Source organism: Roseibium sp. Sym1 (genome assembly GCF_027359675.1).
Lineage (GTDB): Bacteria > Pseudomonadota > Alphaproteobacteria > Rhizobiales > Stappiaceae > Roseibium.
On the sequence record NZ_CP114786.1, the window covers coordinates 807,702 to 830,770 of the forward strand.

The 23,069-nt window shown below is 62.8% G+C and carries 22 protein-coding genes; 6 read left to right on the forward strand and 16 right to left on the reverse strand.

What is annotated here, in order from left to right; all coding sequences use genetic code 11:
* Window positions 1–11: 11 nt before the first annotated feature.
* Window positions 12–713, forward strand: coding sequence for a 4'-phosphopantetheinyl transferase family protein (locus O6760_RS03665; protein WP_269584129.1), 702 nt, complete (start codon window positions 12–14; stop codon window positions 711–713).
* Window positions 714–733: 20 nt separating this feature from the next.
* Here O6760_RS03665 and O6760_RS03670 read toward each other — a convergent pair whose 3' ends face one another.
* From O6760_RS03670 to nspC, 7 genes are all read right to left on the reverse strand, one after another.
* The gene (locus O6760_RS03670; protein ID WP_269584130.1) at window positions 734–1,855 is read right to left on the reverse strand and encodes an energy transducer TonB; all 1,122 of its coding nucleotides are present in this window, start codon (window positions 1,853–1,855) and stop codon (window positions 734–736) included.
* Window positions 1,852–2,238, reverse strand: a complete 387-nt coding sequence (locus O6760_RS03675) for an ExbD/TolR family protein (protein ID WP_269584131.1) — start codon at window positions 2,236–2,238, stop codon at window positions 1,852–1,854. The genes O6760_RS03670 and O6760_RS03675 overlap by 4 nt, the downstream gene beginning before the upstream one ends.
* A 4-nt stretch (window positions 2,239–2,242) precedes the next feature.
* A complete protein-coding gene (locus tag O6760_RS03680; protein WP_269584132.1) occupies window positions 2,243–2,617 on the reverse strand; it encodes an ExbD/TolR family protein in 375 nt (124 codons plus the stop codon).
* A complete protein-coding gene (locus O6760_RS03685) occupies window positions 2,607–3,320 on the reverse strand; it encodes a MotA/TolQ/ExbB proton channel family protein (RefSeq protein ID WP_269584133.1) in 714 nt (237 codons plus the stop codon). The genes O6760_RS03680 and O6760_RS03685 overlap by 11 nt, the downstream gene beginning before the upstream one ends.
* 25 nt (window positions 3,321–3,345) lie before the next feature.
* Entirely contained in the window at window positions 3,346–3,768 is a 423-nt protein-coding gene (locus tag O6760_RS03690) for a hypothetical protein (protein WP_269584134.1), read from the reverse strand.
* A 388-nt stretch (window positions 3,769–4,156) separates the two neighbouring features.
* On the reverse strand, window positions 4,157–5,395 hold the full coding sequence (locus tag O6760_RS03695) for a saccharopine dehydrogenase family protein (RefSeq protein ID WP_269584135.1): 1,239 nt from the start codon (window positions 5,393–5,395) through the stop codon (window positions 4,157–4,159).
* A gap of 49 nt (window positions 5,396–5,444) precedes the next feature.
* Entirely contained in the window at window positions 5,445–6,542 is a 1,098-nt protein-coding gene (nspC, locus tag O6760_RS03700) for a carboxynorspermidine decarboxylase (RefSeq protein ID WP_269584136.1), read from the reverse strand.
* A 371-nt stretch (window positions 6,543–6,913) separates the two neighbouring features.
* Here nspC and O6760_RS03705 point away from each other — a divergent pair, with 371 nt between their 5' ends.
* Complete coding sequence (locus tag O6760_RS03705; protein ID WP_269584137.1) at window positions 6,914–7,516, forward strand: hypothetical protein; 603 nt, start codon at window positions 6,914–6,916, stop codon at window positions 7,514–7,516.
* Between the two features lie 418 nt (window positions 7,517–7,934).
* On the opposite strand, the gene O6760_RS03710 is transcribed toward O6760_RS03705, so the two are convergent.
* The 3 genes from O6760_RS03710 to panC form a co-directional block, all read right to left on the reverse strand.
* Window positions 7,935–8,999: a bifunctional transcriptional activator/DNA repair enzyme AdaA gene (locus O6760_RS03710; protein WP_269584138.1), complete on the reverse strand. Its 1,065-nt coding sequence runs from the start codon at window positions 8,997–8,999 to the stop codon at window positions 7,935–7,937.
* A 117-nt stretch (window positions 9,000–9,116) separates the two neighbouring features.
* Window positions 9,117–9,926, reverse strand: coding sequence for a 3-methyl-2-oxobutanoate hydroxymethyltransferase (panB, locus tag O6760_RS03715; protein ID WP_269584139.1), 810 nt, complete (start codon window positions 9,924–9,926; stop codon window positions 9,117–9,119).
* Between the two features lie 36 nt (window positions 9,927–9,962).
* Complete coding sequence (gene panC / locus O6760_RS03720) at window positions 9,963–10,814, reverse strand: pantoate--beta-alanine ligase (RefSeq protein WP_269584140.1); 852 nt, start codon at window positions 10,812–10,814, stop codon at window positions 9,963–9,965.
* Window positions 10,815–11,289: 475 nt separating this feature from the next.
* On the opposite strand from panC, the gene O6760_RS03725 reads away from it, so the two are divergent.
* Together O6760_RS03725 and O6760_RS03730 are read left to right on the forward strand one after the other, a co-directional pair.
* Window positions 11,290–11,610: a hypothetical protein gene (locus O6760_RS03725; RefSeq protein WP_269584141.1), complete on the forward strand. Its 321-nt coding sequence runs from the start codon at window positions 11,290–11,292 to the stop codon at window positions 11,608–11,610.
* A 243-nt stretch (window positions 11,611–11,853) separates the two neighbouring features.
* Window positions 11,854–12,387, forward strand: coding sequence for a hypothetical protein (locus O6760_RS03730; RefSeq protein ID WP_269584142.1), 534 nt, complete (start codon window positions 11,854–11,856; stop codon window positions 12,385–12,387).
* 127 nt (window positions 12,388–12,514) lie between these two features.
* Here the strand turns inward: O6760_RS03730 and O6760_RS03735 are convergent, their stop codons facing one another.
* Window positions 12,515–13,270, reverse strand: coding sequence for an NYN domain-containing protein (locus tag O6760_RS03735; RefSeq protein ID WP_269584143.1), 756 nt, complete (start codon window positions 13,268–13,270; stop codon window positions 12,515–12,517).
* A gap of 222 nt (window positions 13,271–13,492) precedes the next feature.
* Window positions 13,493–14,245, reverse strand: a complete 753-nt coding sequence (locus O6760_RS03740; RefSeq protein ID WP_269584144.1) for a DUF3750 domain-containing protein — start codon at window positions 14,243–14,245, stop codon at window positions 13,493–13,495.
* Window positions 14,246–14,712: 467 nt separating this feature from the next.
* Here O6760_RS03740 and O6760_RS03745 point away from each other — a divergent pair, with 467 nt between their 5' ends.
* Window positions 14,713–16,560: an ABC transporter ATP-binding protein gene (locus tag O6760_RS03745; protein ID WP_269584145.1), complete on the forward strand. Its 1,848-nt coding sequence runs from the start codon at window positions 14,713–14,715 to the stop codon at window positions 16,558–16,560.
* A gap of 440 nt (window positions 16,561–17,000) precedes the next feature.
* Here O6760_RS03745 and O6760_RS03750 read toward each other — a convergent pair whose 3' ends face one another.
* The 4 genes from O6760_RS03750 to O6760_RS03765 form a co-directional block, all read right to left on the reverse strand.
* Window positions 17,001–18,617, reverse strand: a complete 1,617-nt coding sequence (locus O6760_RS03750; protein ID WP_269584146.1) for a thiamine pyrophosphate-binding protein — start codon at window positions 18,615–18,617, stop codon at window positions 17,001–17,003.
* A complete protein-coding gene (locus O6760_RS03755) occupies window positions 18,614–19,888 on the reverse strand; it encodes a CaiB/BaiF CoA transferase family protein (protein ID WP_269584147.1) in 1,275 nt (424 codons plus the stop codon). Before O6760_RS03755 ends, O6760_RS03750 begins: the two co-directional genes overlap by 4 nt.
* 364 nt (window positions 19,889–20,252) lie before the next feature.
* Complete coding sequence (locus tag O6760_RS03760; protein ID WP_269584148.1) at window positions 20,253–21,107, reverse strand: alpha/beta hydrolase family esterase; 855 nt, start codon at window positions 21,105–21,107, stop codon at window positions 20,253–20,255.
* Window positions 21,108–21,254: 147 nt separating this feature from the next.
* The gene (locus O6760_RS03765) at window positions 21,255–22,040 is read right to left on the reverse strand and encodes an ion transporter (RefSeq protein WP_269584149.1); all 786 of its coding nucleotides are present in this window, start codon (window positions 22,038–22,040) and stop codon (window positions 21,255–21,257) included.
* Between the two features lie 214 nt (window positions 22,041–22,254).
* Here O6760_RS03765 and O6760_RS03770 point away from each other — a divergent pair, with 214 nt between their 5' ends.
* Window positions 22,255–23,016: an SDR family oxidoreductase gene (locus O6760_RS03770; protein WP_269584150.1), complete on the forward strand. Its 762-nt coding sequence runs from the start codon at window positions 22,255–22,257 to the stop codon at window positions 23,014–23,016.
* Window positions 23,017–23,069 lie beyond the last annotated feature (53 nt).

Below are 23,069 nucleotides of genomic sequence, written 5' to 3' on the forward strand. Positions count from 1 at the left end.
TGCGAGGCGACGTGCAATACGTCAAGGTGACCATTCTTCAGACCGACCGATGCGGCTCAGGCGATGTCGATGCGGCGTTGACCGTCCTGTCCGCGGAAGAGCTCGATCGCTACAGGAAGTTCCATTTCGCCGAGGATCGCAGGGACTATGCGCTTGCCCATGCCCTGCTGCGGCGGACCCTGAACCTGCTTGAGCCTGCGACGGATGCACAATCCTGGCAGTTTGACGCCGACGGCACCGGCAAACCGCGGATCAGCGGGCGGCCCAACCTGGACTTCAGCCTGACACATGCGAGAGGGCTGGTGGCCTGCGCCGTCACCAATGCGGGCCAGGTCGGGATCGACGCCGAAACGGAACAGCGGGCGGTCGACGTCGACCTGTTGGCGGGCGAGGTCTGTTCGCCATCGGAACAGCGCGCGCTGGCCGGCATGGCCGCCCGGGGCCGCACGGCGCGGTTTCTCGATTTCTGGACCCTGAAGGAAGCCTTTCTGAAAGCAACGGGCATCGGCGTTGCCACCGATCTGGCCGCGGTCGGGTTCGGCATCGGGACCGATGACCGCATCACGGCAGACTTTCCGCCGAATCTGCGACAGCCCTCCTTTTCCTTTCGTCTTTGCAGAACCGGCACGGGCGGGCGCATCGCCCTGGCAGTGAGCGGTGACCTGCAGGCGCAAGATGCCGAGATGACGCGTGTGGCAAGGTGGGACGAATAAAGCCGGCATCCAGGGCCGCTCTACCGGCTGAACCGCACCGGCACCTGCAGGCTCATTCTTGAAACGGAAAGGTCGCCCGGAAATTTCGGCATGGGCGACGCACGGCGCACCATGTCCAACGCAGCCTGATCGAGAACGGCATGTCCTGAAGATCTGGTGAGGCGGATCGCCGACACGGACCCGCTGCGGGAAATGGTGAAGGCGACATGTGCGGTGCCCTCGAGATTGTTGCGACGCGCCTGGCGCGGGTAGCGCTTCGCACGGCGCAACCTGACCACCACCTTGCCCTTGTAATCCGACGCTGCCGCGCTGCCGCCATCTCTGGATTTGGCCGTCTTGCGGCCGTTGGCATTGGAGCGGGCGGTTTTGCTGTTCACCTGCTCCCCGCCTTTGCGGGTACTGGCTTCCGCGCCTTTTCTCCGGGCGGTCCAGAGTTTCTTGTCCGGCGTCTTGCCTGGCCCGGTCTTGCGCACAGGCGGCTTTGGCTTCGTCCGTGGCGTATGTGTCACCTCTGCCAGCGGATCCTCGGCCGACGGCCCCGCTTCCGTCTCCTGCGGGACCGGTTTGGCGATCATCTCCGGGTTCACCCGGGCAATCGCGGTCGGCGCCTGAACCGGTCGCTGTTCGACAGGCCTGGCGGGCTCAGGCGCCACCGATCCCTCAAGTCGGGCCGTTTCAACCGATGGGGTTGTCGGGACAGGTTTCAGGGCTTCAGGCAGGAGGGGCTGGACAGGCTCTGCCGCGGTGACCGGTTCGCTCCCGGTCACGCCTTCTTTGACAGGAACTTCCGCAATGGACGCAGAGGTCTTGATCGGAACTTGCGCCGCGACCGGTTGAACCGGCATGGCCTTCACGTATGTCACCTGCTTGCCGGGCGCGATCTCGGACGGTTCGTCCACCTCCCTGACCGGTTCGAGCGGGTCATTGGCCGGCTCGACCGGCTGCAACGGGCTGGTGTCCGCGACCACGTCTGCCTGTGCCCCTGCGACAAGGTCCTCGATCGAGCCGATCACGGAAACACCGCCACCTTCGGACGCGGCGATCGAAGCCTCGTCCGGTACCTTGGCGAAATACGCCGCGCCGGAGCCGTGCAGCACCACGGAGACGATGGCTCCGGCAGCCAGGTAACGCGGAAACCTCACGGCTCGCCTCGCCTCGTGATCAGGACGATTTCACGCCGGCCCGCCGCCTTCAGGTCGCCGAGGACCTTTTCCAGCGCGTCGGCCTTGAGATCGCCGTCGGCGGCAATCTTGACCGGTCCCTCGTCCTCTTTCCGAGCCAGCCAGTCCACGACCGGGATCTCCGCGTCACCGGCGAAGGTCCGGCCCTGGCCGTCAATGACGAGCGCGCCGGTCGAGCGGATGGTTTCGTCTTCCAGAATGTTCAGGGGTGGTGCGATCCGGCGGGCGTCGTCCCGGGCGAGCGACCCCGCGAACAGGAAGAAGATCAGCATCAGGAAGACGACATTGATCAAGGGGACCGTGTTTTCCTGCGGTTCCCGGTGCCGGGGCGGTTTCAAACGCATCTTTCTACTTTCCCGTAACCAGAACGGTTCCGAGGCCGGTCCGGCGCGCAGCGGACATGACGTCGACAACGTCCTGCACGCTTGCCCGCGGCCCTGACCAGATCGCAACAACGGTATCCGCATCCAGGTCCGACAGGCGGTGCGGCAGATCCGCCTTGACCAGGGGCAGGCCATTCAGGTCCAGCTTGTCGGCCGCATGAATGCGCAGGTAGGCCGGCCTTGCATCCACACCACCACCTAAGTTGCCGCTCGAGACGTCGAGTGACTGGTAGCGGGTGAAACTGGAAGCCAGCATGAAAAACAGGAGCAGCAGGAAAATGACATCGATCAGCGAGGTGAGACCGACTGCACGGCGCCTGTTTCCGGGTCTAAACCGCATGCCTCGGCTCCGTAGCCTCAAAGGGCAGGACCCGGGCGCCGCCACGTTCGGCGACCGCGCCAGTGAAGAACGCCGTGACCAGCGCTTCCATTTCCGACTGTTCCGTCTCGATGCGGCTGTCCAGCCAGCCGACGGCCGCGGAAACCGGGATGGCAATCGACAGGCCGACCGCCGTCGTCAGCAGCGCGACCCAGATCCCCCCGGCCAGAACCGACGGATCAACGGCGGCTCCGGCGCCCTGCATGGCCCGGAAGGCCTCGATCATGCCGAGTACGGTTCCGAGAAGTCCGATCAGCGGTGCGGTCTGAGCGATCATGTCCAATGGCCGCATGTAGGCGCGCAAGGTGTTGATCTTACCGACGCAAATACGTTCCACATCCTCTTTCAGAAGTGCCGTGTTGCCGTCGGCCCGGCCAGTTGCCTGGATCAGCTTGAGCATCAGGTCGGCGGCGATGGACTTGCCGGCTGCGGCGATGGTGGCCGCCTCTTGCGGGCGGCCTTCCAGCCACCGTGCCAATGCCTCGCGCGCGGATCCGAAACGGCCGACACCCAGAAATGCGAACTGAAGGACCTTGGCGCAAATCAGCGCAACGGCGACCAGCGACAGGATCAGGAGCAACAGGACCACCGGTCCGCCCTGGTCGACAAGGCCGGCAAGAGGAGACAGGAACCGCGGCATCGCCGCCACAAGTGAATCAGGCATGTCATATCACCACAAACGTCGGATTTTACAGGATCAAATCAATTTCGGACCGCGAGGAGATATCAAGCAGTGGCAGGCAGTCCCTGCCGGCACCGCGCTCGATTTCGCAGGCCCTGACATCGTTCAGCAGGATGCGGGAAATGCCGGCGCAGCCTCCCTTGGCAACGTCATATTGGCGGACACGGGTCTTGCCGGGAGGAAGCTCGCCAAAATCGACAGCCGCGTATCCGGACACGCCCTCGGACTTGTCGAACATGACCAGATCGAGGCCAAGCGCCACAACGGCGTCCGGCAGATCGTTGCGGATGACGAAGGTCAGCCGGCAGGCCTCCCCAATTGTGGCCGTTTCATTGAGCTGTACCGTGATTGTTTCCGCCGGCCCGGCCGCGGACGGGACCGGGGACAGGCAGGTCAGTGCCACCAACGCCGGAACCAGTGATGCTTTCATCCCTTCACTTTCCCCTCAGGAGCATTGCCGCGATGGGCGCAGACACTCGTCAGGCCAACAGCGTTGACGTCTGCCACCGGATTGGTCGCGCGGTTTCATGAGTGCTGGAGTGTTTTCAAGGCTGGGGCCAAGTGCGTCCCCGTGTTGAGGCGGACCCGTGCCCTGGCAATTTCGCTGCCGTTCGGCGTCCCCAACCGGGCCGCCCTTAAAAGCTGAGTTATATATTCATATTTTTTTCGCCGCCGTCAACAGCAAGCTTCAAACCGACCAGAGGACATTTTCCGCGCTGGCAAAAAATCCTGTTCCGAACTGCGGCAGTCACAAAAAGAAACCGGCGGCTCGGTGGGGACCGGCCGCCGGGTATCGCCTTGCAAAAACCGTGTCGCGTCTAGAACTCGATCGCCCGGTCGCCGTCTGAATCCTTGATACGGGTCGGCAGGCCGATCCGGTTCAGGATGCCGAGGAACGGATGCGGCGGCAGTTCCTCGACGTTGACCATCTTCTTCACGTCCCACTCGCCGGTGGCGATCAGCATCGCGGCCGCGACGGGCGGCACGCCAGCCGTATAGGAAATGCCCTGGCTGCCGACTTCCCTGTAGGCCTCAGCATGGTCGGCGACGTTGTAGATGAACACCTCGTGCTCCTTGCCGTCCTTGATGCCCTTGACGAAGTCGCCGATGCAGGTCTTGCCTTCGTACTCGGGAGCCAGCGAGGACGGATCGGGCAGGCAGGCCTTGACCACTTTCAGCGGCACGACCTCAAGACCTTCCGCCGTGGTGACCGGATGTTCGGACAGGAGACCGATGTTCTTCAGCACGGTGAAGACATTGATGTAATGCTCGCCGAAGCCCATCCAGAAACGCACATCCGCGCCGTCCATGTTCTTTGCCAGGGAATGCACCTCGTCATGGCCGCACAGATAGGCCATGCGCTTGCCGACCACCGGCAGATCGTATTCCTTGCCGATCTCGAACATCCGGTTTTCCTGCCATTCACCCTTCTGCCAGGAATAGACCGTGCCGGTGAACTCGCGGAAATTGATTTCCGGATCGAAATTGGTGGCAAAATACTGCTTGTGGCTGCCGGCATTGATGTCGACGATGTCGACCTCGGTGACCTTGTCGAGATAGTCGTCCTTGGCAAGACGGGCGAAGGCGTTGACCACACCGGGGTCGAAGCCGGCGCCCAGGATGGCGGTGACGCCGGCCTGTTCGCATTCGCCGGCCCGTTTCCACTCGTAATTGCCATACCAGGGCGGGGTTTCGCAGATCTTGCCGGGCTCCTCGTGGATGGCCGTATCGATATAGGCCGCCCCGGTCTTGATGCAGGCGCTGAGCACCGACATGTTCAGGAAGGCCGTGCCGACATTGATGACGATTTCGGAACCGGTCTTCCGGATCAGGTCCGCTGTCGCGTCGATGTCGAGGGCATCGAGCTGATGTCCTTCCAGAACGCCCGGCTGCTTCAGCGCGTTTTTTTCATGCACGGTTTCGATGATCTTGTCGCATTTGGATTTCGTGCGCGAGGCGATGTGAATATCGCCAAGCACATCGTTGTTCTGCGCGCATTTGTGCGCGACCACCTGGGCGACACCGCCGGCGCCGATGATGAGGACATTCTTTCTCATGGAATCCCATACCTTCCTTGGAACTTGAGGGGTGTTCGGAGTTCAAGTTTCAGGACAGTGCTTGTTCGTAGTCCTGGTAGGTGAAGTCGCGGACGAGCGTGATCGTGCCGTCCAGTTCCTTCATCGCGATGGCCGGCATCTTCACGCCGTTGAACCAGTTTTTCTTGACCATCGTGTAGCCGGCCGCGTCCTGGATCGAGACCCGGTCACCTGTCCTGAGTTCCGCGGGAAAGCGGAACTCGCCGAAGATGTCCCCGGCAAGACAGGACTTGCCGCAGATCATGTAGGAATGGTCACCTTCGTTCGGCGCCACCTTGGCGCTTTCCCGGTAAATGAGCAAATCGAGCATGTGCGCTTCGATGGAGGCGTCGACGATCGCCAGGTTCTTGCCGTTGAACAGCGTGTCGAGCACCGTTGTCTCGAGCGTGGTCGAATTGGTGATCGAGGCTTCGCCCGGCTCCAGATAGACCTGCACGCCATATTTTTCCGAAAAGGCCTTCAGCCGGTCGGCAAACAGGTCCAGCGGATAGTTGTCGCCGGTGAAATGAATGCCGCCGCCGAGACTGACCCAGTCCGCCCGCTTCAACAGGGCGCCGAACTTCTCCTCGATGTCGCCCAGCATCCGGTCGAACAGCGCGAAATCGGCATTCTCGCAGTTGTTGTGGATCATGAAGCCGCTGATGCGGTCCATCACCTTTTCGACCCTTGTAACGTCCCACTCGCCCAGCCGGGAGTATGGGCGCGCCGGATCGGCGAGATCGAAGCTGGACGAGCTGACCTGCGGATTGAGACGCAGACCGCGCACGATCCCCGCCGACTTGTCGGCAAAACGCTCGAGCTGGCCGATCGAGTTGAAGATGATCTTGTCCGCGTGGGAGATCACCTCGTCGATCTCGTAATCCGCATAGGCGACCGAATAGGCGTGTGTCTCCTTGCCGAAACGTTCATGTCCAAGGCGCACCTCGTTCAGCGACGACGACGTCGTTCCGTCCATGTAGTCCCGCATGAAATCGAAGACGCACCAGGTGGCAAAGCACTTCAGCGCCAGCAGAGCTTTCGCACCCGAGCGTTCACGCACATAGGCGATCTTCTCCAGATTGCGGCGCAGTCCGGCCTTGTCGATCAGGTAATAGGGTGTCTGGATCATGTCAGTTCAACGCCGCTGCCAAGTAGGTGCCGGCCACGGGGACCCGCACGCGTGAAACCAATTTAGGGCACCGGTCGCGGATGCCGACCGCCCTGCCCCGGTGCCAGTGCCGGGCCACACAGCCGCATACGTCAAAATACGCGCCGAACCGGCCCCGGGTGCGACAGATAGCGTCTCAAGGCCGGTGTCAGCAAGGCGATGCAGAAAACTTTTCCGGTCCCCGCTGAACTCCGACGATCTGTGATCGAGGTCACTGGGGCCCCGACCGGCGGCGGGTAACCTGCACGCAGGTCAAGAATGGCGGCGCCGTGCGCACGCCAACCTGTTCCAGTGGGCTGAACGTATTACCGCGACCTGGAAAGGACCCGCCGATGATCACGATTACGTCGCCTTCCATGTGCCTCAACGACAGCCGCGCCGCCGTCAACTACACCATGGATGTCACCCGCACCGTGCGCACGACCGACACCCAGCAGGCCATGGTCGACCGTGTGCTAGCCGCCGCCGGGTCCGTCCGCGGCGGACGGATCGACAACCTGGTGCTGACGGCCCACGGCTTTCCGGGATCATTCCAGATCGGCACCGGGCTCAATTCCAACTCGATGGCGCCCTGGGAAAACGTCAAGGGCAAGGTCTTCAAGATCTGGTTCCGCGGCTGCCTGGTCGCCCGCATCGCCGACCAGGACACGTCCTCCCACGGCGACCATGGCGCTCTGCAGTCGCTCGGCGCGACCAGCGGCAACGGTCATGAATTCATCCGGGATTTCGCACGCCTCACCGGCTGCTACGTGGTGGCGCCGACGGAGATCCAGGGCAGCAACCGGCAGACCTATCCGCGCGGCCAGATGGACAGCTACGAAGGCCTGGTGCTGTCCTACGACCCGCAGGGCACGATCAGCTGGCAGAAACGCTATCCGTCCTGCTGGGGCTACAATGCCGCCAACGGCACCATTCACGTGCCCAACCGGGAATGAGCCTCCGGTGACCGGTATGGCGTTTCACACCTATCCTGCGCGATCGGGATCTTTTGGCACTCAGCAGGTTCGTGCCTGCCGGCCATGAATTGACATCTCCCCTTGTTGCCGTCTCCCCCGCATGAGGCAGGGCAATCGTCCTTGGCGGAAGCCAGCTCCCTCTCCCGGTGGGAGAGGGTTGGGGTGAGGGAACAAATGCCTGAAAAATACGGCGCGGTCCGCCCCCTCACCCGGACCTCCGGTCCGACCTCTCCCACCGGGAGAGGTAACTACGGCAACCGCCAACAGGACTCCGGTCAAATGCGATTGCGCTGGCAACATGGGCAGAGAGATGCAAGTGGTCCGATCAGGAAACAAGCCGAGGATATCCTTTGGCCGGACACTCGCGAGAATGCGTCCGGGGTCCGGACCCTGAATGTCACCCGGCGGTCTTTGTCCGGTAGCTGCGCTCCAGCTCGATCAGGCGCTGTTTGCGCCACAACCCGCCGCCATAGCCGGTGAGCGAGCCGTCCGAACCGATCACCCGGTGGCACGGCACCACCAGCGCCAGCTGGTTGGCGCCGTTGGCGCGCGCCACCGCCCGCACCGCTTCCGGCCGGCCGAGGCGTTTGGCAAGGTCCGAATAGCTGCGGGTTTCCCCGGGCGGGATCTCCAGCAGCTCGCGCCAGACGTTCCGGGTGAAGGCGCTGCCGTGAAGCGCCAGCTTCGTTTCGAACGAACCGCCCGTGCCGGCGAAGAACCGGTCCAGTTCCGACTGGATCTGGTCGGTTATTTCGGTGCGGCCGAAGCCGATCTTGCCCTTGGCAAAGCCCTGCAGCTTGCGGAATTCCGCCGGCAGCGCCTTGCGGTCGAGGAACTCCAGCAGGTGAAGCTGTGTCCTGTCGGTGACCGCCACCAGCGGCCCGAGCGGCGAAGCGACCCAGTCGGCATGAAGCAGCGGCCGCGCGGAAAACGTACCCGGCGCCTGCCCCAGGATACGGGCAAAGGCCTCCCGGAAGGCACTTGGCGACTCGAAGCCCGCGGTAATTTGCGCATCGATAACCTTGCCGCCGCCGGCCAGGGTCGAAAAGCCCTCCTGCAGGCGGCGCTGACGCGCCATTTCCAGGAAGGTCATGCCGAAATGGCGCTTAAAGGCACGGCGCACCGTCGACGGGTCGAAGCCCATGCGCACCAGATCCGGCTCGCGCCAGCGGTATCCCGGCCGCTTTTCCAGCGCCTCGATCAGCGGCTTCACCACCGGATCGGCGCTTGCCTCCGGCGTTGTCGGCCGGCAGCGCTTGCATGGCCGGAACCCGGCCTCGATGCATTCGGCAACCGTCTCGTGAAAACTGCAATTCTCCGGCTTCGGCTTGCGCGCCGGGCAGGTCAGACGGCAGAAGATACCGGTGGAAGCCACGCAGACGAACATGCGCCCGTCGTAGGACGGATCGCGCCTGAGAAGCGCATCGTAAAGGGTGTCGAAGGAAGGTCGTGTCATCAGCATGGGCGGCAGGTTACGCCTGTTTCATGCCCTCCGCAGCCGAAATTCGGGCGTCTATTCCGGACCGCACACGCTCGGGACAACCAGAAGACATGCAATGCCGCAGCCGCCTGATTACCCCTACCGGTAGACCTGCCCCTCCCCCGGGAAGCTGCGGTCCTTGACGTCGTCCGCATAGGCTTTCACCGCGGCCTCGATCTGGCCGCCGAGATTGCCGTAGACCTTGACGAATTTCGGCGGGGTTGGGTTGAGGCCGAGCATGTCCTCCAGCACCAGGATCTGGCCATCGCATTCCGCCGAGGCGCCGATGCCGATGGTCGGGATCGGGATTTCCTTGGTCACCTGGGCCGCCAGCGGCTCGACCATGCCTTCCAGCACGACGGCGAAGGCACCGGCTTCCGTCACCGCCCTTGCGTCCTCGAAATGCTGCTCCCAGTCACTTGTCTCACGCCCTTGCGTCTTGAAACCACCCATGACATGGACCGATTGCGGTGTCAGGCCGATATGGGCCATCACCGGCACGCCGCGCTCGGTCAGGAAGCGGATGGTCTCGGCCATGCGCGCGCCGCCTTCCAGCTTGACCGCGCCGCACTGGGTTTCCTTCATCACCCGGGCGGCGTTGCGGAAGGCTTCCGACGGGCTTTCCTCGTATGTGCCGAAAGGCATGTCGACAACGACCAGCGCGCGCTCGGTGCCGCGCACCACGGCCTTGCCGTGCATGATCATCAGGTCGAGCGACACGCCGACGGTGGATTCCATGCCGTGCATGACCATGCCGAGACTGTCGCCGACCAGGATGAAATCGGCATATTTGTCGACGATCGCCGCCGTGTGGGCGTGATAGGAAGTCAGCGACACGATGGGCTCGCCGCCCTTCTTCTTGGTGATCTGCGGCGCCGTGATGCGGCGGACGGGTTTCTGGCTGCTCATTTGGCATCCTTTCGAACAGGTCTTGTCATCGGACAATCAGGCGGCGGGTGTGATCACCCGCTGGTCGATCAGGAGAACGGGGCCGAAGCGCACGGCGAGCAGCACGACCGCCGGTCGGCTCAGCGGGCCGGACAACTCGGCAAGGGTTTCCGCGTCGCGGATGTCGACGCTCTGCACGTCGCCGTCTTTTGCCTCGGCAAGGACTGCCTGGACCGCCTCTTCAAGCTCGGCGATCTCCGGGGCGGCCCTGGCCAAGGTCTCGGCAGCCGCCAGTGCCCGGCTCAGCGCGACGGCCTGCCGGCGCTGCTCCGGGTTGAGGCGGACATTGCGCGACGACATGGCCAGCCCGTCGGCTTCGCGCACGGTCGGATGGGCGAGGATCTCCAAAGGCATGTCGAGATCGCGGACCATCTGGCGGATCATGGTGAGCTGCTGGTAGTCCTTCTCGCCGAAAACGGCAAAATCCGGTGTCGCGATGTTGAAGAGCTTGGTGACCACGGTGGCGACCCCGCGGAAATGACCGGGCCTGAGCGCCCCCTGAAGGATGCCGGACAGTCCCGGCACCTCGACAAAGGTGTCGCCGCCGGCGCCGTACATCTCGGCAACATCGGGCATGAACACCGCGTCGACCCTTTCCGCTTCGAGCAGCGCAAGGTCGCGGGCCTCGTCGCGCGGATAGGTGTCGAGATCCTCGTTCGGGCCGAACTGGGTCGGATTGACGAAGATGGTGGTGATCACGCGGTCGGCTTTTTCGCGCGCCAGGCGTACCAGGCCGAGATGGCCTTCGTGGAGATACCCCATGGTCGGCACCAGCCCGACCGTCTCGCCCGCGCGCTTCCAGCCGCGCACGACGTCGCGCAACTCCGCCCTGGTCCGGCAGATCTTCATGTTTCCTCGTCCTCCCGCGGCCGTTGTTCCCGCACCGGCCGTTCTTTTCGCGGGTGCAGCATAATGAGGACGCGCGGAAAGTCCAGTGGTCAAGAAGGCGGGTGGCACACGTTTGCCTTGCTTGCATTGGCGAAAGTGCAGACCTTCCGGACCTTCCCACCCGCCGTGAGTATCCGGACTTTCATCATGTCCCCGCAAACAGGATGCTCGGTTTACCGAAGAACCAACCTGGAACGGCAGCCTGGAAGGGAAACAGCGCGCTCCAAGCTGCCGGGTCCCCACACGAACTTGCCTTCATCGATACATCGGCAAGGTGTGCCAGTCGCATGCGAACTCAACACAAGTAAATCCTTCAAAAATACTTTTGCATATTGTCAGAAACCACATGGTAACGTAATCATTCTCTGCGCTTATTTCGAACCGGGATATCAGGCTCGCAGAGGCGCACACATCAACCATTGCATGGAGAAATGTAATGAAGAACAAGCGCTTGAAGCCCCTGGCGACGTTTGCATGCGCCGCGCTTGCCTGCGTGGGCTTGAATATGGTCTCCTATAGTATTGCCAATGCGATCGAAGTAAAACTCGACACGGGCGAGACAATCGATCTGGACAGTGGTGTGGTCAACGTGTGCAAGAGTGAAGGGCTTAACCTTGGAGCCTGCGCCTGCGTGGTCAGCATCATGCTTGAGCAGGAAGGCTTGAGCGTCATGAGTCTGGCGGCGATGACCAGGCTCGCCGACGCGTATCCCAACGAGTATCGCGAAGCGAGGGCTCACTGCATCAGTGTCAACTGACGGCGCCCGCACGACTTTCGGATCGGGTAAAACCGGTGCGGCGCCAGCCAGCTGCGGCAGGCGCCGCAACCAGCCTTTGAGCGACAAGGATATCAATCTGCCGCTTGTACTTACACCAAATTGAAACCAGTCAACAATCAGCATGCGCGCGGAGCGTGTCGGTGCTTTTCCGCCTGCGGGCCGCATTCGCTGGCCTGCAGGGATCAGGCCGCGCCATTCAGACAGTTTGTGGAGACCCTTCGAATGAATTTCAGACTGATTGCCGCAACGCTGGCCCTGCTGCCGGCGGCACCCGTGGCCGCCGCCCCGTTTTCAAGCGGCGACTGGGAAACCGCCAGGATCGGCGGGACCTGCCTTGTCTACACCAATGCCGCGGCGCGCGACACGTCCGGATCCCTGCAGTTCAGGTTCGACGTCAAGGGCTTCAATGCGGGGTTCAGCTACGAATACGCGCCTTACACGGACAATGAAGAAGATCCCTGGGCCGAGACCGACCTCGTCGAGATCACCATTGACGGAGAAGACCACTGGCTGGGCGGCGAGATGTTCCCCGTCGGCCCGTCGGATCCGCACAGTCTTTCGATGACCGGCGGTTTCGTGAAAGACATGATCGCCGCTGTGGCGAATGCACAGACACATATCGATATTTCCGTCGAACGGGAAAGCCTGGGCGAGACCTGGCTCTATGGCCGCTTCTCGCCCATCGGTTTCAGCGACAGCCTCGCCAAAGCGGCGGAGATGTGTGATTTCGACCCGGCCAATCTGCCGGAGTCCTGATCATCGTCCGGGAGTCGCCGGTCGTTCATGCATAGGGCGTCCGCCCGGCGAGCGATCCGCCCCTCCTTTCCCAGTCAAGTGCTGCCATTACGGACAGCCTTCACGATCCATCCAACCGAGAGGCCGGTTAAGATTTCCGTCTTGCCGAGGCTTTCTTAGGGGATGGCTTCTCGCGGATGCGGATGGATCGCCCTTCCGGATGCTCGATCTCGAAGGCGTTGGTCTTGCGGACAAGATCGCTGAGCTTGCGGAAACCGAAATTGCGCGGATCGAAATCCGATGACAGATTGGCCAGCTGCGTTCCAACAGCGCCAAGCGGCGCCCAGCCGTCTTCTGTCTCCATCTGATCGAGAACGCGCCGGATAATGGGCGTGGCCGCGCTCGGCGATTGAAGCGGCTTTGATGTGCTGCCCGTGGTCTCCGCGTTGGCAGGGGCATCGGGGAGCAGGTTCTCGGTGTAGGTGAACCGCCGGCAAGCCTGCCGGAAGCTCTCAGGCGTCTTCTGCTCGCCGAAGCCGAAGACATCGACGCCCTGTTCCCGAATACGGGCAGCGAGCCGCGTAAAGTCGCTGTCGGAGGACACCAGGCAAAAGCCGTCGAAGCGTCCGCTCAGCAAGAGGTCCATCGCGTCAATGACCAGCGTGATGTCGGAGGCGTTCTTGCCGGTCGTGTAGGCGAACTGCTGGTGCGGAATGATGGCATGCCGGGCCAGCACGTCGATCCACGCTTTTGACCTCGGGCTGGAAAAGTCGCCGTAAATGCGCCGAACGCTTGCCTCGCCGATCTTCGCGATCTCGTCAAAGAGCCCGTCAACAATCCTGGCCGACGCGTTGTCGGCGTCGATCAGCACTGCGAGGCGTGGGGCGCGCGCGTCTAATACCATTGAGCGGGTGACCTTTCGAACATGTGTTGGTTGTCAACCTAGCACGCGCATCCCTGGACGGCGATGTCCGGGTTTCCGGACAAACCGGAAAATGCCATGCAAATCCGCCCCCCTGCACGAGAGCAGTATTTCAACTGCCTCCCCAGTCCGAACAGCGCCAGGCCGGTATCGACCCCGACCCAAAAGAGGACCGGCATCTTCGGTTCCGCCACATGTTGCCGGCTAAAACCCGACCCGCCCCACCATCGGCAGCTTGATCGACAGATCCTTGACATCAACGCCATAGGTCAATCCGAGCAGATTGACCTCGAGGCCCTCCTCCCAGGCGATCAGAATGCCCAGAAGACCGGACAGCGAGAGCTGGTAGCCGGTGCCGCTCGGGGCCTTTGCCCAGAAGCCGGAGGGGAGAAAATCCTTGCCGACCGCCGTCGGCGGGAGGTCCAGTCTGAGCTCGGGGACAACGCGGCCGAGATGGGCGGTGAAGGTGTTCGAGTTGGGGCCCGGCCAGATCGTGTATTCGTCATTGTGGCGATAGTCGCGGATCGCCCCGAGCAGCTTTGGAATCGCGGCTTCGGCGCGCTTTCCGCGGAAATCCGCGATCAATCGGGGCTCCGAGCCGAACCATCGGCTGTCAGGAGCTCGGCGCGAGGCGGAAACGGCTTTCCCGCCATGTCGGACCCGCCAGCCCATGACCTCGTAGGTGGTGAAATGATCTGCCTCCGACGCCTTGATGGAGACCCAGCTATGGACGCCGAAATAGCCGCGCCAGCTGACAGCCCTCGCGGCATAGACCTGAATGATGGCTTGCCGTTCAATCCGTGGATCAGGCGCTATTCCGAGGGGCGCCCGGCTGGCACTGCTCCAATGGCCGGAGGCCGTGTGAACGCCCCCGAACACCACGAAAAGGCTGAGCCCCAGATTGAACAGCACAAAGCCTGCACCCCAGGTCAGGATCCGCCGCATTGCCACTCCCATGTTCCGGTCTTTCCCTTGTTCCAACCACAACAAATAGGACCTGATCTGATCCCTTCAAAGCCAATCATGCGCCTGCGACGGGGACCGCTCATCGGTTTTGGGGCAGATGCGGCCCGTCCGGGAACAGTCTTGTATCGCAAGTGTGGCACAATTCACACGTGCATCCCCTGTTAACGCCGCCCTGGCGCTTTCAGCTTGATCTGCCCGAACCAGCCGCTAGGGTGGGCTCGGTCCACAGGCGCATTTGCGCGTGTGCGGCCGTTTTCATGTTTCAGAGCCATCACAACCCTAGAGAGCCACATGCGAAATCTCGGTCCAAACTAGACCGACACGCAGACCATATTCGGTTCCCGTGTCGGTATCAGCCTTTCTTCCGTACCGCCCGCGACCCGAATCTCTCTTTGAGCCTCTCCGTGCCGGTACGATTCCCTCCATGAATCTTGACCCAAATACGGAGCACCGGACCGATGAACACGGTCTTCTCTTATCTTGAAAACCTTGTTTCTCCTTTCAAACATCATGACGGAACGCCGCCGCCTTCCGACCTGAGCGCGTTCTACTGGCATTTCATCCGCCAGATCTGGAAGCCGCTCGCCTGGCTGATGGCGTTCGGCTTTGTGGTCTCGATCATCGAGGTCGCCCTGTTCGATTATCTCGGACGGATCGTCGACTACCTGAACACGACCGGTCCCGATCAACTTCTGTCGGATCACGGTGGCGAACTGATCTGGATGCTGGTGGTGGTGGCCGTGTTGCGCCCGATTTTTGGCGCAGGGCACACGATGATCAAGTTCCAGATCATCGAGCCGGCCATGACCAACCTCATTCGCTGGCAAACGCACAAACACGTTCTGGGGCAGTCACTGTCTTTCTTCAACAACGACTTTGCCGGACGGATCGCCAACAAGATCATCCAGACGGGGCCGTCCTTGCGCGGATCCGTTGTCTCCCTGATCGATGCGATCTGGTTCGTGCTGATCTATGTCGTGGCAGCCATTTACCTGTTTCTCGGGGTCGACGCCTGGCTGGTCCTGCCGCTGGCCGGCTGGCTGGTGATTTACGTTGCGCTGCTCGTCTTCTTTGTTCCGCAGATCAAGGAGCGCTCGGCGATCATGTCCGAAGCACGCTCGAGCCTTACCGGGCGGATCGTCGACAGCTACACCAACATCCTGACCGTCAAGCTGTTCGCGGCGGGCCGGAAAGAGGAGGCCTATACCCGCGAGTCGCTGGAGGACCATACCAGGAAGTTTTACGACATCCTGCGGCCGCTGTCGCAAATGGTCATCCTGCTCTGGATCGTCAACGGCCTTTTCATTGCGTCCTTGAGCGCGCTCGGCATCAGCCTGTGGCAGGGCGGTCTCGTCACGGTCGGCTCGCTGACGCTGGCGATCACCCTGTCGGTGCGCATCGTCAACATGTCCGCCTGGATCATGTGGATCACGACCGACATTTTCGAAAATGTCGGAACGGTTCAGGAAGGCATGCAAACGATCTCCCAGCCCCACACGCTGGTGGACCGCGCGGGCGCCAAGCCGCTCGATGTCTCCAGGGGCGAGATCGTCTTTGACCGGATCCGGTTCCATTACGGCCAGGACAAGGGCGTCATCGAGGACCTGTCGCTTCGGATCGCGCCGGGCGAGAAAGTGGGCCTGGTCGGGCGCTCCGGGGCCGGCAAGTCGACCCTCGTCAATCTGATGCTGCGCTTTTATGATCTTGAGGGCGGGCGCATTCTGATCGACGGTCAGGACATCGGCGCCGTCACACAGGACAGCCTGAGGGCGCAGATCGGCATGGTCACCCAGGACACGTCGCTGCTGCACCGCTCGGTGCTGGACAACATCGTCTATGGCCGCTCCGGCGCGAGCCGGGAGGAGGCAATGCGGGCAGCCGAAAAGGCCCATGCCATGTCCTTCATTCCCGATCTTCAGGATTTCAGGGGACGGCGCGGTCTCGACGCCCATGTCGGCGAGCGCGGCGTCAAGCTGTCCGGCGGGCAGCGCCAGCGGATTGCCATTGCCCGGGTGCTCCTGAAAGATGCACCGATCCTGGTTCTGGACGAGGCGACGTCGGCGCTCGATTCCGAAGTCGAGGCCGCCATCCAGGAGAGCCTGTTCGATCTGATGAAGGGCAAAACGGTGATTGCCATTGCCCACCGCCTGTCGACCATCGCCGCGATGGACCGGCTGATCATCATGGATCAGGGCCGGATCATCGAAGAAGGCTCACACCAGAGCTTGCTGCAAAAGGGCGGGGTCTATGCCCAGCTCTGGAACAGGCAGTCCGGCGGGTTCCTGGACCCGGCGGCCGTGGCGTGAATGAGAAAGCTTCCCGTGAAGGTAAGATTGCCTTCACGGGAAGGGTTCACGGGAAGGGTTCACGGGGGCAAGGTGAAACGAGATCTTCCGTAAACAAACAGGCCTTGCCGCTTGTTCGCCAGCGGGGCAGGACAATTGCATTTGCAATTCCTCGTCAAAGCCCTTGGCAAATACGTCACCTTTGGAGTCATCCCGGCCAAGCGCAGCGCGAGCCGGGACCCACTCTCAGATCCGCATACCAAAGCATACGGTGCGTTTTCGAACGGTGCTTTTGCTCCTGCACTGTGCAAACGAGTGGGCCCCGGGTCTCACTTCGTTCGCCCGGGGTGACACCGGTGTTTGTGGGGTGTCTTCTTCAATTGCGATGGCCCTGTCCTCCAGGGCGGGGCCGCAAGCGGCGAAGCCTCAGTGGACAGAGATCGGACCACAATGGCATCGCCCTAAAACCCCCCGTCATAGGCCCGCCGCTCGATCCGGCAGGCGAGCAGCGTGAAGCCGTCGCGTTTCAAGGCGTCCTCGGCTTCGCTCCTGAGGGTGTCCGCATCCTCGACCCAGACACCGTGGCCGCCATAGGCCCTGGCGACCGCCGGGAAATCCGTTTCGCCGAAATCGACGCCGACATTCGGCCGCTGGCTGCCGCGCTGTTTCAGTTCGATCAGGGCGAGGCTCGTGTCGACCAGGACGCAGATGATCACCGGGATTTTCAGATCGCGCAGGGTGGAAAGTTCGCCGAGGCACATTTCAAGGCCCGCATCACCGACGAAAGCGATCACCGGGGACTGGCCCTCGACCAGGCGGTGGCCCATGGCCAGCGGCACGGCGCAGCCCATGGTGCAGAGCGCGGAGGATTGCAGCAGCTGGCGCGGCAGCGGGCAGCGCCAGATCTGGCTGACGAGAATGCGGTGGGCGCCGCTGTCGGCCGTGGCCACCGTGTCGTCCGGCATCGCGTCGCGCAGGGTGTGGAAGACCGTGCCCGGGCCCCAGCCGGAGGCTTCCGGCGCGAAGGCCGCTTCGAGATCGGCACGGACCTGTGCGGGTTCGCCATTTGCCCAGGAGGGCGTGGCCGGGTCGCGAACCTCGCCCATCCGTTTCAGCACCGGTGCGACGGCGCCTCTCAGCGTTGCGGCGACCGAATGCATGCCGTGGGTGCGCAGCACCGGGGTGATGTCGATCACCGGCGCGTCCGCGGCCCACGGATTGCGCCAGTTGATGCGCATCTCGATCGGGTCGTAGCCGAGCAGCAGGATACAGTCGCTCTTGTTGATCAGCGGCAGGAGATGGCCGTCGGCCTTGGGTGACAGGCCCGCGCCGCCGAGCGCCAGAGGATGGGTCTCGTCCAGAAGTCCCTTGCCCTTGTAGCTTGTCACCAGCGGCACCCGGTAGGTCTCGCAGAATTGCGTGATCGCTGCCGACGCGCCTTCATTGACCGCGTCGACCCCGGCAATCGCGATCGGCCGTTCGGCTTTTGCGATCAGCTCCAGCGCCGTGTCGAGATCGCTGCCGGGCAGCGGCTGGGTGGCGACGGGAGCCGCCTGGAAGGCCCGGCTCCAGGGCTCGGGCGTTTCGGTCTCGGCGACCTTGATCGGCACGTCGATATGGACTGGGCCGGGCTGGCCGTCGAGGGCGATCGCCAGCGCCTTTTCCATCATGACGTCGAGCGCGCCGAGCCGGGCGGAAAAACTCGCCTTCACGATCGGGCGCAGGAGCTGCTGATGATCGAACACCTGGTGGGTGTAGCTTTCGGCCTCCGCCTGGTCGACGCAACCGGTCAGGAAGATCAGCGGCACCCGGTCCTGCCAGGCGTTGGCGACGACGTTGATCGCGTTGGCCGCGCCGGGACCGAGCGTTGCCAGTAACACGCCCGGAGCGCCATCCGCATGCCAGCCGCCCTCGGCCATGAAACCGCCGGCGTTTTCATGTTTGACCAGCACGAAGTTCAGCCCGGCCTGGTCCAGCGCCTGCATCAGCGCCAGAACCTCGCCGCCCGGAATGCCGAAGGCATGACGGCAGCCCGCCGAATGCAATTTGCCCGCAATGATGTCCGCGCCGGTGGTCATGCGTTGTTCTCTTCTTCTGTAGGCGATTTCAGACCGAGAATGCCGCGTTCGGCAAAGTCTGCAAGGGTTTCAGGTGTGAGGCCCAGATGCCGGGCAAGCACATTGGCCGTGTCCGCACCGAGCAGCGGCGGCGCGGTGCGATAGCTGACCGGGGTCTTTTCCAGGTTGATCGGCGAGCCGATGAGATCGACGGTGCCGCTCAGGGGATGCGGCAGGGTGATCCGCATCCCGCGGGACTTCACCTGCGGATCGTCGAACACCTGGCCAAGATCGTTGACCGGACCGCAGGGCACGCCGGCGGCTTCCAGCTCGGCGATCCAGTCGGCGGCGTCCTTCTCGATGGTGAGCCGGCGAATGATCGGGATCAGCTCCTTGCGGTTGCGCACCCGGTCGGCGTTCTTGGCAAAGCGTGGATCCTCGGCAAGCTCCGGCGCGCCGGCGACAGCGCAGAATTTCCGGAACTGGCTGTCATTGCCGACGGCCAGGATGAAGGACTGGTCGGCACCCGGAAAGGTCTCGTAGGGCACGATGGTCGGATGGCCGTTGCCGAGGCGGCCCGGCACCTTGCCGGAAACGAGATACCCTGCACCCTGGTTGATCAGCCAGGAGACCTGGGCGTCCAGCAGCGAGATGTCGATCTGCTGGCCCTCGCCCGTGGCGTGACGGTGGTTGAGCGCGGCCAGGATCGACACGGTGGCATACATGCCGCACATGACATCGGCGATGCCGACGCCGCATTTGGTCTCCGTGCCGCCCTCCTCGTCCGGAAAGCCGGTCAGGGACATGATGCCGCCCATGCCCTGGATCAGGAAATCATAGCCTGCCCTGTGCGCATAAGGCCCGGTCTGGCCGAAACCGGAAATCGAGCAATAGATCAGCTTCGGGTTGATCGCCTTCAGCGTGGCATAATCGAGCCCACGCCGCTTCAGGTCGCCGACCTTGAAATTCTCCACCAGGATATCGGCCTTCGCCGCCAGATCCGCGATCAGCCGCTGGCCGTCTTCGCTGGCGAGGTCGATGGCAACCGACGCCTTGTTTCGGTTGGAAGAGAGGTAATAGGCGCTTTCCGCGGTTTCGTTGCCCTTCTCGTCCCGCAGGAACGGTGGCCCCCAGCCTCGTGTGTCGTCGCCGCGGCCGGGTCGCTCGATCTTGATCACCTCGGCGCCGAGATCACCGAGAATCTGGGTGCAGGTCGGCCCGGCGAGAATGCGGGAAAGGTCAAGGACAACGAGGCCGGCAAGGGCGCCGGGACCGGGGTCTTTCTGGGACAAGGGCGTACCTGGCAATCGGGAATGGTTCTGGCGGGAAATGGACACAGGCGCGGAGCAACGTCAACCGCGGCGTTCCGCGCAGCCGGACACGGCGGCTCAAATTTTGGTTAGGGGGCGCTGACGGAAAGTGGAGTCTCAGGCATTTTGCCTCTGGTGCCATGCAGCCACACCCGCAGCGTCACCCCGGCCCTGAGCCGGGGCCTACTCGCCGTGTCGCTTGCGAAAGCAACCGCCATTTGCCGAGCGGCCCGCGCCAAACAAGCAACGCTCTGGCAACGAGTGGGTCCCGGCTCAAGGCCGGGATGACCACGGTGAGGAGGCGCCGCCGGGGCACAGGGAATGATCTCTTGTGTGAGGCGACGTTCTACCCCTTGTTCGTCCAGCCCTTCATTTCACCAAGCTCATGCCAGACGCGGCGGATGAAACCGGCTTCGACACTGTGGCCGCCATTGTGCAGGCAGAGTTCAAGCAGGCCGGTCTTCGGCTGCCAGCGTTCGCAGGTCAGCTTGCCGTCGGTGAAGGTTTGCGGCGCGGTGTCACCGAGGCCGTTCTGGCGGCGCCAGATGGCGAAGCTCTCGTGGACATCGCCCTGTTTCCACCTGCCGCCGCCAAGCCAGCGGCCTTCCAGTGGTACCACCGTGTCGGAGGTGCCGTGCGTGTGGAAGAGATAGGGCGGCCTGGTCGGGCAGTCCTGTGGCAACGGTTCCCAGAAGGCGCCGGCAATCGGGGCGTAGCCGGCAAAGCGGTCGGAGTTCTCGCAAGCCAGGTACCAGGTCATGAAGCCGCCGGAGGAGAAGCCGGAGAGCAGCGTCCGGTCACGGTCGACCTTGAAGCGGGTTTCAAGATCCTGCAGAACGTCCTCGAAGAAGACCGTCTCGTCACGCAGGTTGCGCGGCGCGGTCGGGAAGGACCAGGTGCCGTTGACACCCTGGACCGCAACGAATGCCACGCCGAGCTCGTCGGCCATCTTCTGAAAGTTCTTGTTGCGGATCGCGTTGACCGCCTTGCCACGATGGCCATGGAGATAAAAGATCGCGCCGAGCGGCTGATCCGCCGGCAGGTTGTCGGGCAAGTGGATGTAATACTCGCCGTTCTCCAGCACGCAGGGCATCTCCTCACCGCAGGCCGTATCCCCGGCGGCATGGGCGGTGCCGGACATGAGCAGCGCAAGACCGGCACACAGGCACGTTTTCCAGTTAGACGCGGTTTCCGTAGGCATCGACAATCCTCTTGGCTCTGACTGGCCTCTTGGCTCTGACTGGCCTCTTGGCTCCGACCGGATGTCTCCGGGATCGCACACAAGGATGGACCTCGCCGGAAGATTGTCCAGCGGCCTGTCATCACAAATCGGCGAGAGGCCGGTCCGCTACTCCCAGGCTCCCTCCGTCGGAATGTTTATCGTGCGGCCGCAATGCTTGCAGTGGACGGCGTCCGGATCGTGGCGGTTGAGGCCGCAGTCCGGGCAGGCATAATTCACCTTGGTCGGCCGGAAGATGGTCTGCACCAGCCGCAGGAACAGGGCGACGCCGAAGATCATGATCATCACGGTCATCAGCCGGCCGACGCTGTCGGTCATGGTGATGTCGCCGAAACCGGTCGTGGTCAGGGTGGTGACCGTGAAATAGAGCGCATCGAGATAATTGTTGATGTTCGGGTTCCGGTCATCCTCGATCACGAAGACGATGGCGGTCACCACGAAGATGAACACCATCAGGTTGATCGCCGACTGGAGAATGTCCTCGTTGCGACGGAACCATTTCGAAGACTGGCGCAGTTCCTTCAGGAGGTGATAGGAGCGCATCAGCCGGAGCATGCGCACCACGCGCAGGAAGGCGAAATTCTCCAGGAAGGCCGGCGCGATCAGAGAGGCGATGACCACGACATCGGCCAGCGAGGTGAATGTGAAGAGATACCGGCTCGGCCGCGACGAGGCCACCAGCCGCGCCAGGTAATCGAGCAGCAGAACCGCGGCAATGACGTAGTCCAGCTCATGGTGCAGACGCGCCGGATCGTAGACCGACGACACGATGAAATAGCCGATCGTGATCAGGTCGAAGGCAAGCAAGGCATAGCGAAACAGCCGTGGCTTGATCCCATGGCCGAAATACATCTGCCGCAGGAAGGTCTGGACCGCCGATTTTTCCGCTGCCATCAGGTCAGCCCCTTCGTTCGCTTTTTCACGCCTTGCGTTCAAACCACTCGAGCGCGCCGCAAAAGTCAATTATCCAGTCGGATCGCGGACGGCATTCGTGCAAATGCTGCAGGAGCATGTTGCAATCAGGCTGTTTATTCCTGGCGACCGCCGCATTATGGTCCGCAGAAGATCAAAACCGGCCAAGAGTGCCGGACCAAGCAGGGGACGTTACATGTTTGATTTGTCGGGGCAAGTTGCCCTGGTTACCGGCGCCAGCAGGGGCATCGGCGAAGCCGCCGCCCGCAGCCTGGCGAAATACGGCGCCAAGGTCGTTCTGGCCGCCCGCTCGGCCAAGGACATCGAGCGCATTGCCGCCGAGATCCGGGAAAGCGGCGCCGAGGCTACGGCGGTTACCTGCGATGTCGCCAGCTATGACGACGTCGACAAGGCCGTCCGGTTCTGCATCGAAACCTTCGGCGGCATCGACATCCTGGTCAACAATGCCGGCGTGATCGAGCCGATCGCCCGCATCGAAGCGTCCGATCCGGAAGCCTGGGGCCAGGTCATCGATATCAACGTCAAGGGCGTCTATCACGGCATCCGCGCGGTCGCCCCGCACATGCTGGAAAAGGGCGCCGGGACCATCGTCAACATCAGTTCGGGCGCGGCCACCGGCGCGCTTGAAGGCTGGAGCCAGTATTGCGCCTCCAAGGCTGCCGCGCTGTCGCTGACACGCTGCGCCGACAAGGAATTCGGAGACCAGGGCCTGCGCGTGGTCGGCCTCAGCCCGGGCACGGTTGCGACCCGGATGCAGGTCGACATCAAGGCGTCCGGGATCAACCCGGTCAGCCAGCTCGATCCCTCCGTCCACATCCCTGCCGAATGGGTCGGCGAAGCGATCTCCTGGCTGTGCACGGATGCCGGCGACGCTTATCGCGGCGTCGACTGCTCCCTGCGTGACGAGGATGTGCGCAAATCGGTCGGACTTGTGTGAGCCCCTCCGTCTCGCCACCTGGTTTGCCTGCTTCGTGAAGCAGACCATTTTTG

Coding starts and splice junctions, on each gene's coding strand:
- O6760_RS03675 (WP_269584131.1), bottom strand. CDS start 2,238: ATGCGTTTGAAACCGCCCCGGCACCGGGAACCGCAGGAAAACACGGTC.
- O6760_RS03680 (WP_269584132.1), bottom strand. CDS start 2,617: ATGCGGTTTAGACCCGGAAACAGGCGCCGTGCAGTCGGTCTCACCTCG.
- O6760_RS03685 (WP_269584133.1), bottom strand. CDS start 3,320: ATGCCTGATTCACTTGTGGCGGCGATGCCGCGGTTCCTGTCTCCTCTT.
- O6760_RS03690 (WP_269584134.1), bottom strand. CDS start 3,768: ATGAAAGCATCACTGGTTCCGGCGTTGGTGGCACTGACCTGCCTGTCC.
- O6760_RS03695 (WP_269584135.1), bottom strand. CDS start 5,395: ATGAGAAAGAATGTCCTCATCATCGGCGCCGGCGGTGTCGCCCAGGTG.
- nspC (WP_269584136.1), bottom strand. CDS start 6,542: ATGATCCAGACACCCTATTACCTGATCGACAAGGCCGGACTGCGCCGC.
- O6760_RS03705 (WP_269584137.1), top strand. CDS start 6,914: ATGATCACGATTACGTCGCCTTCCATGTGCCTCAACGACAGCCGCGCC.
- O6760_RS03710 (WP_269584138.1), bottom strand. CDS start 8,999: ATGCTGATGACACGACCTTCCTTCGACACCCTTTACGATGCGCTTCTC.
- panB (WP_269584139.1), bottom strand. CDS start 9,926: ATGAGCAGCCAGAAACCCGTCCGCCGCATCACGGCGCCGCAGATCACC.
- panC (WP_269584140.1), bottom strand. CDS start 10,814: ATGAAGATCTGCCGGACCAGGGCGGAGTTGCGCGACGTCGTGCGCGGC.
- O6760_RS03725 (WP_269584141.1), top strand. CDS start 11,290: ATGAAGAACAAGCGCTTGAAGCCCCTGGCGACGTTTGCATGCGCCGCG.
- O6760_RS03730 (WP_269584142.1), top strand. CDS start 11,854: ATGAATTTCAGACTGATTGCCGCAACGCTGGCCCTGCTGCCGGCGGCA.
- O6760_RS03735 (WP_269584143.1), bottom strand. CDS start 13,270: ATGGTATTAGACGCGCGCGCCCCACGCCTCGCAGTGCTGATCGACGCC.
- O6760_RS03740 (WP_269584144.1), bottom strand. CDS start 14,245: ATGGGAGTGGCAATGCGGCGGATCCTGACCTGGGGTGCAGGCTTTGTG.
- O6760_RS03745 (WP_269584145.1), top strand. CDS start 14,713: ATGAACACGGTCTTCTCTTATCTTGAAAACCTTGTTTCTCCTTTCAAA.
- O6760_RS03750 (WP_269584146.1), bottom strand. CDS start 18,617: ATGACCACCGGCGCGGACATCATTGCGGGCAAATTGCATTCGGCGGGC.
- O6760_RS03760 (WP_269584148.1), bottom strand. CDS start 21,107: ATGCCTACGGAAACCGCGTCTAACTGGAAAACGTGCCTGTGTGCCGGT.
- O6760_RS03765 (WP_269584149.1), bottom strand. CDS start 22,040: ATGGCAGCGGAAAAATCGGCGGTCCAGACCTTCCTGCGGCAGATGTAT.
- O6760_RS03770 (WP_269584150.1), top strand. CDS start 22,255: ATGTTTGATTTGTCGGGGCAAGTTGCCCTGGTTACCGGCGCCAGCAGG.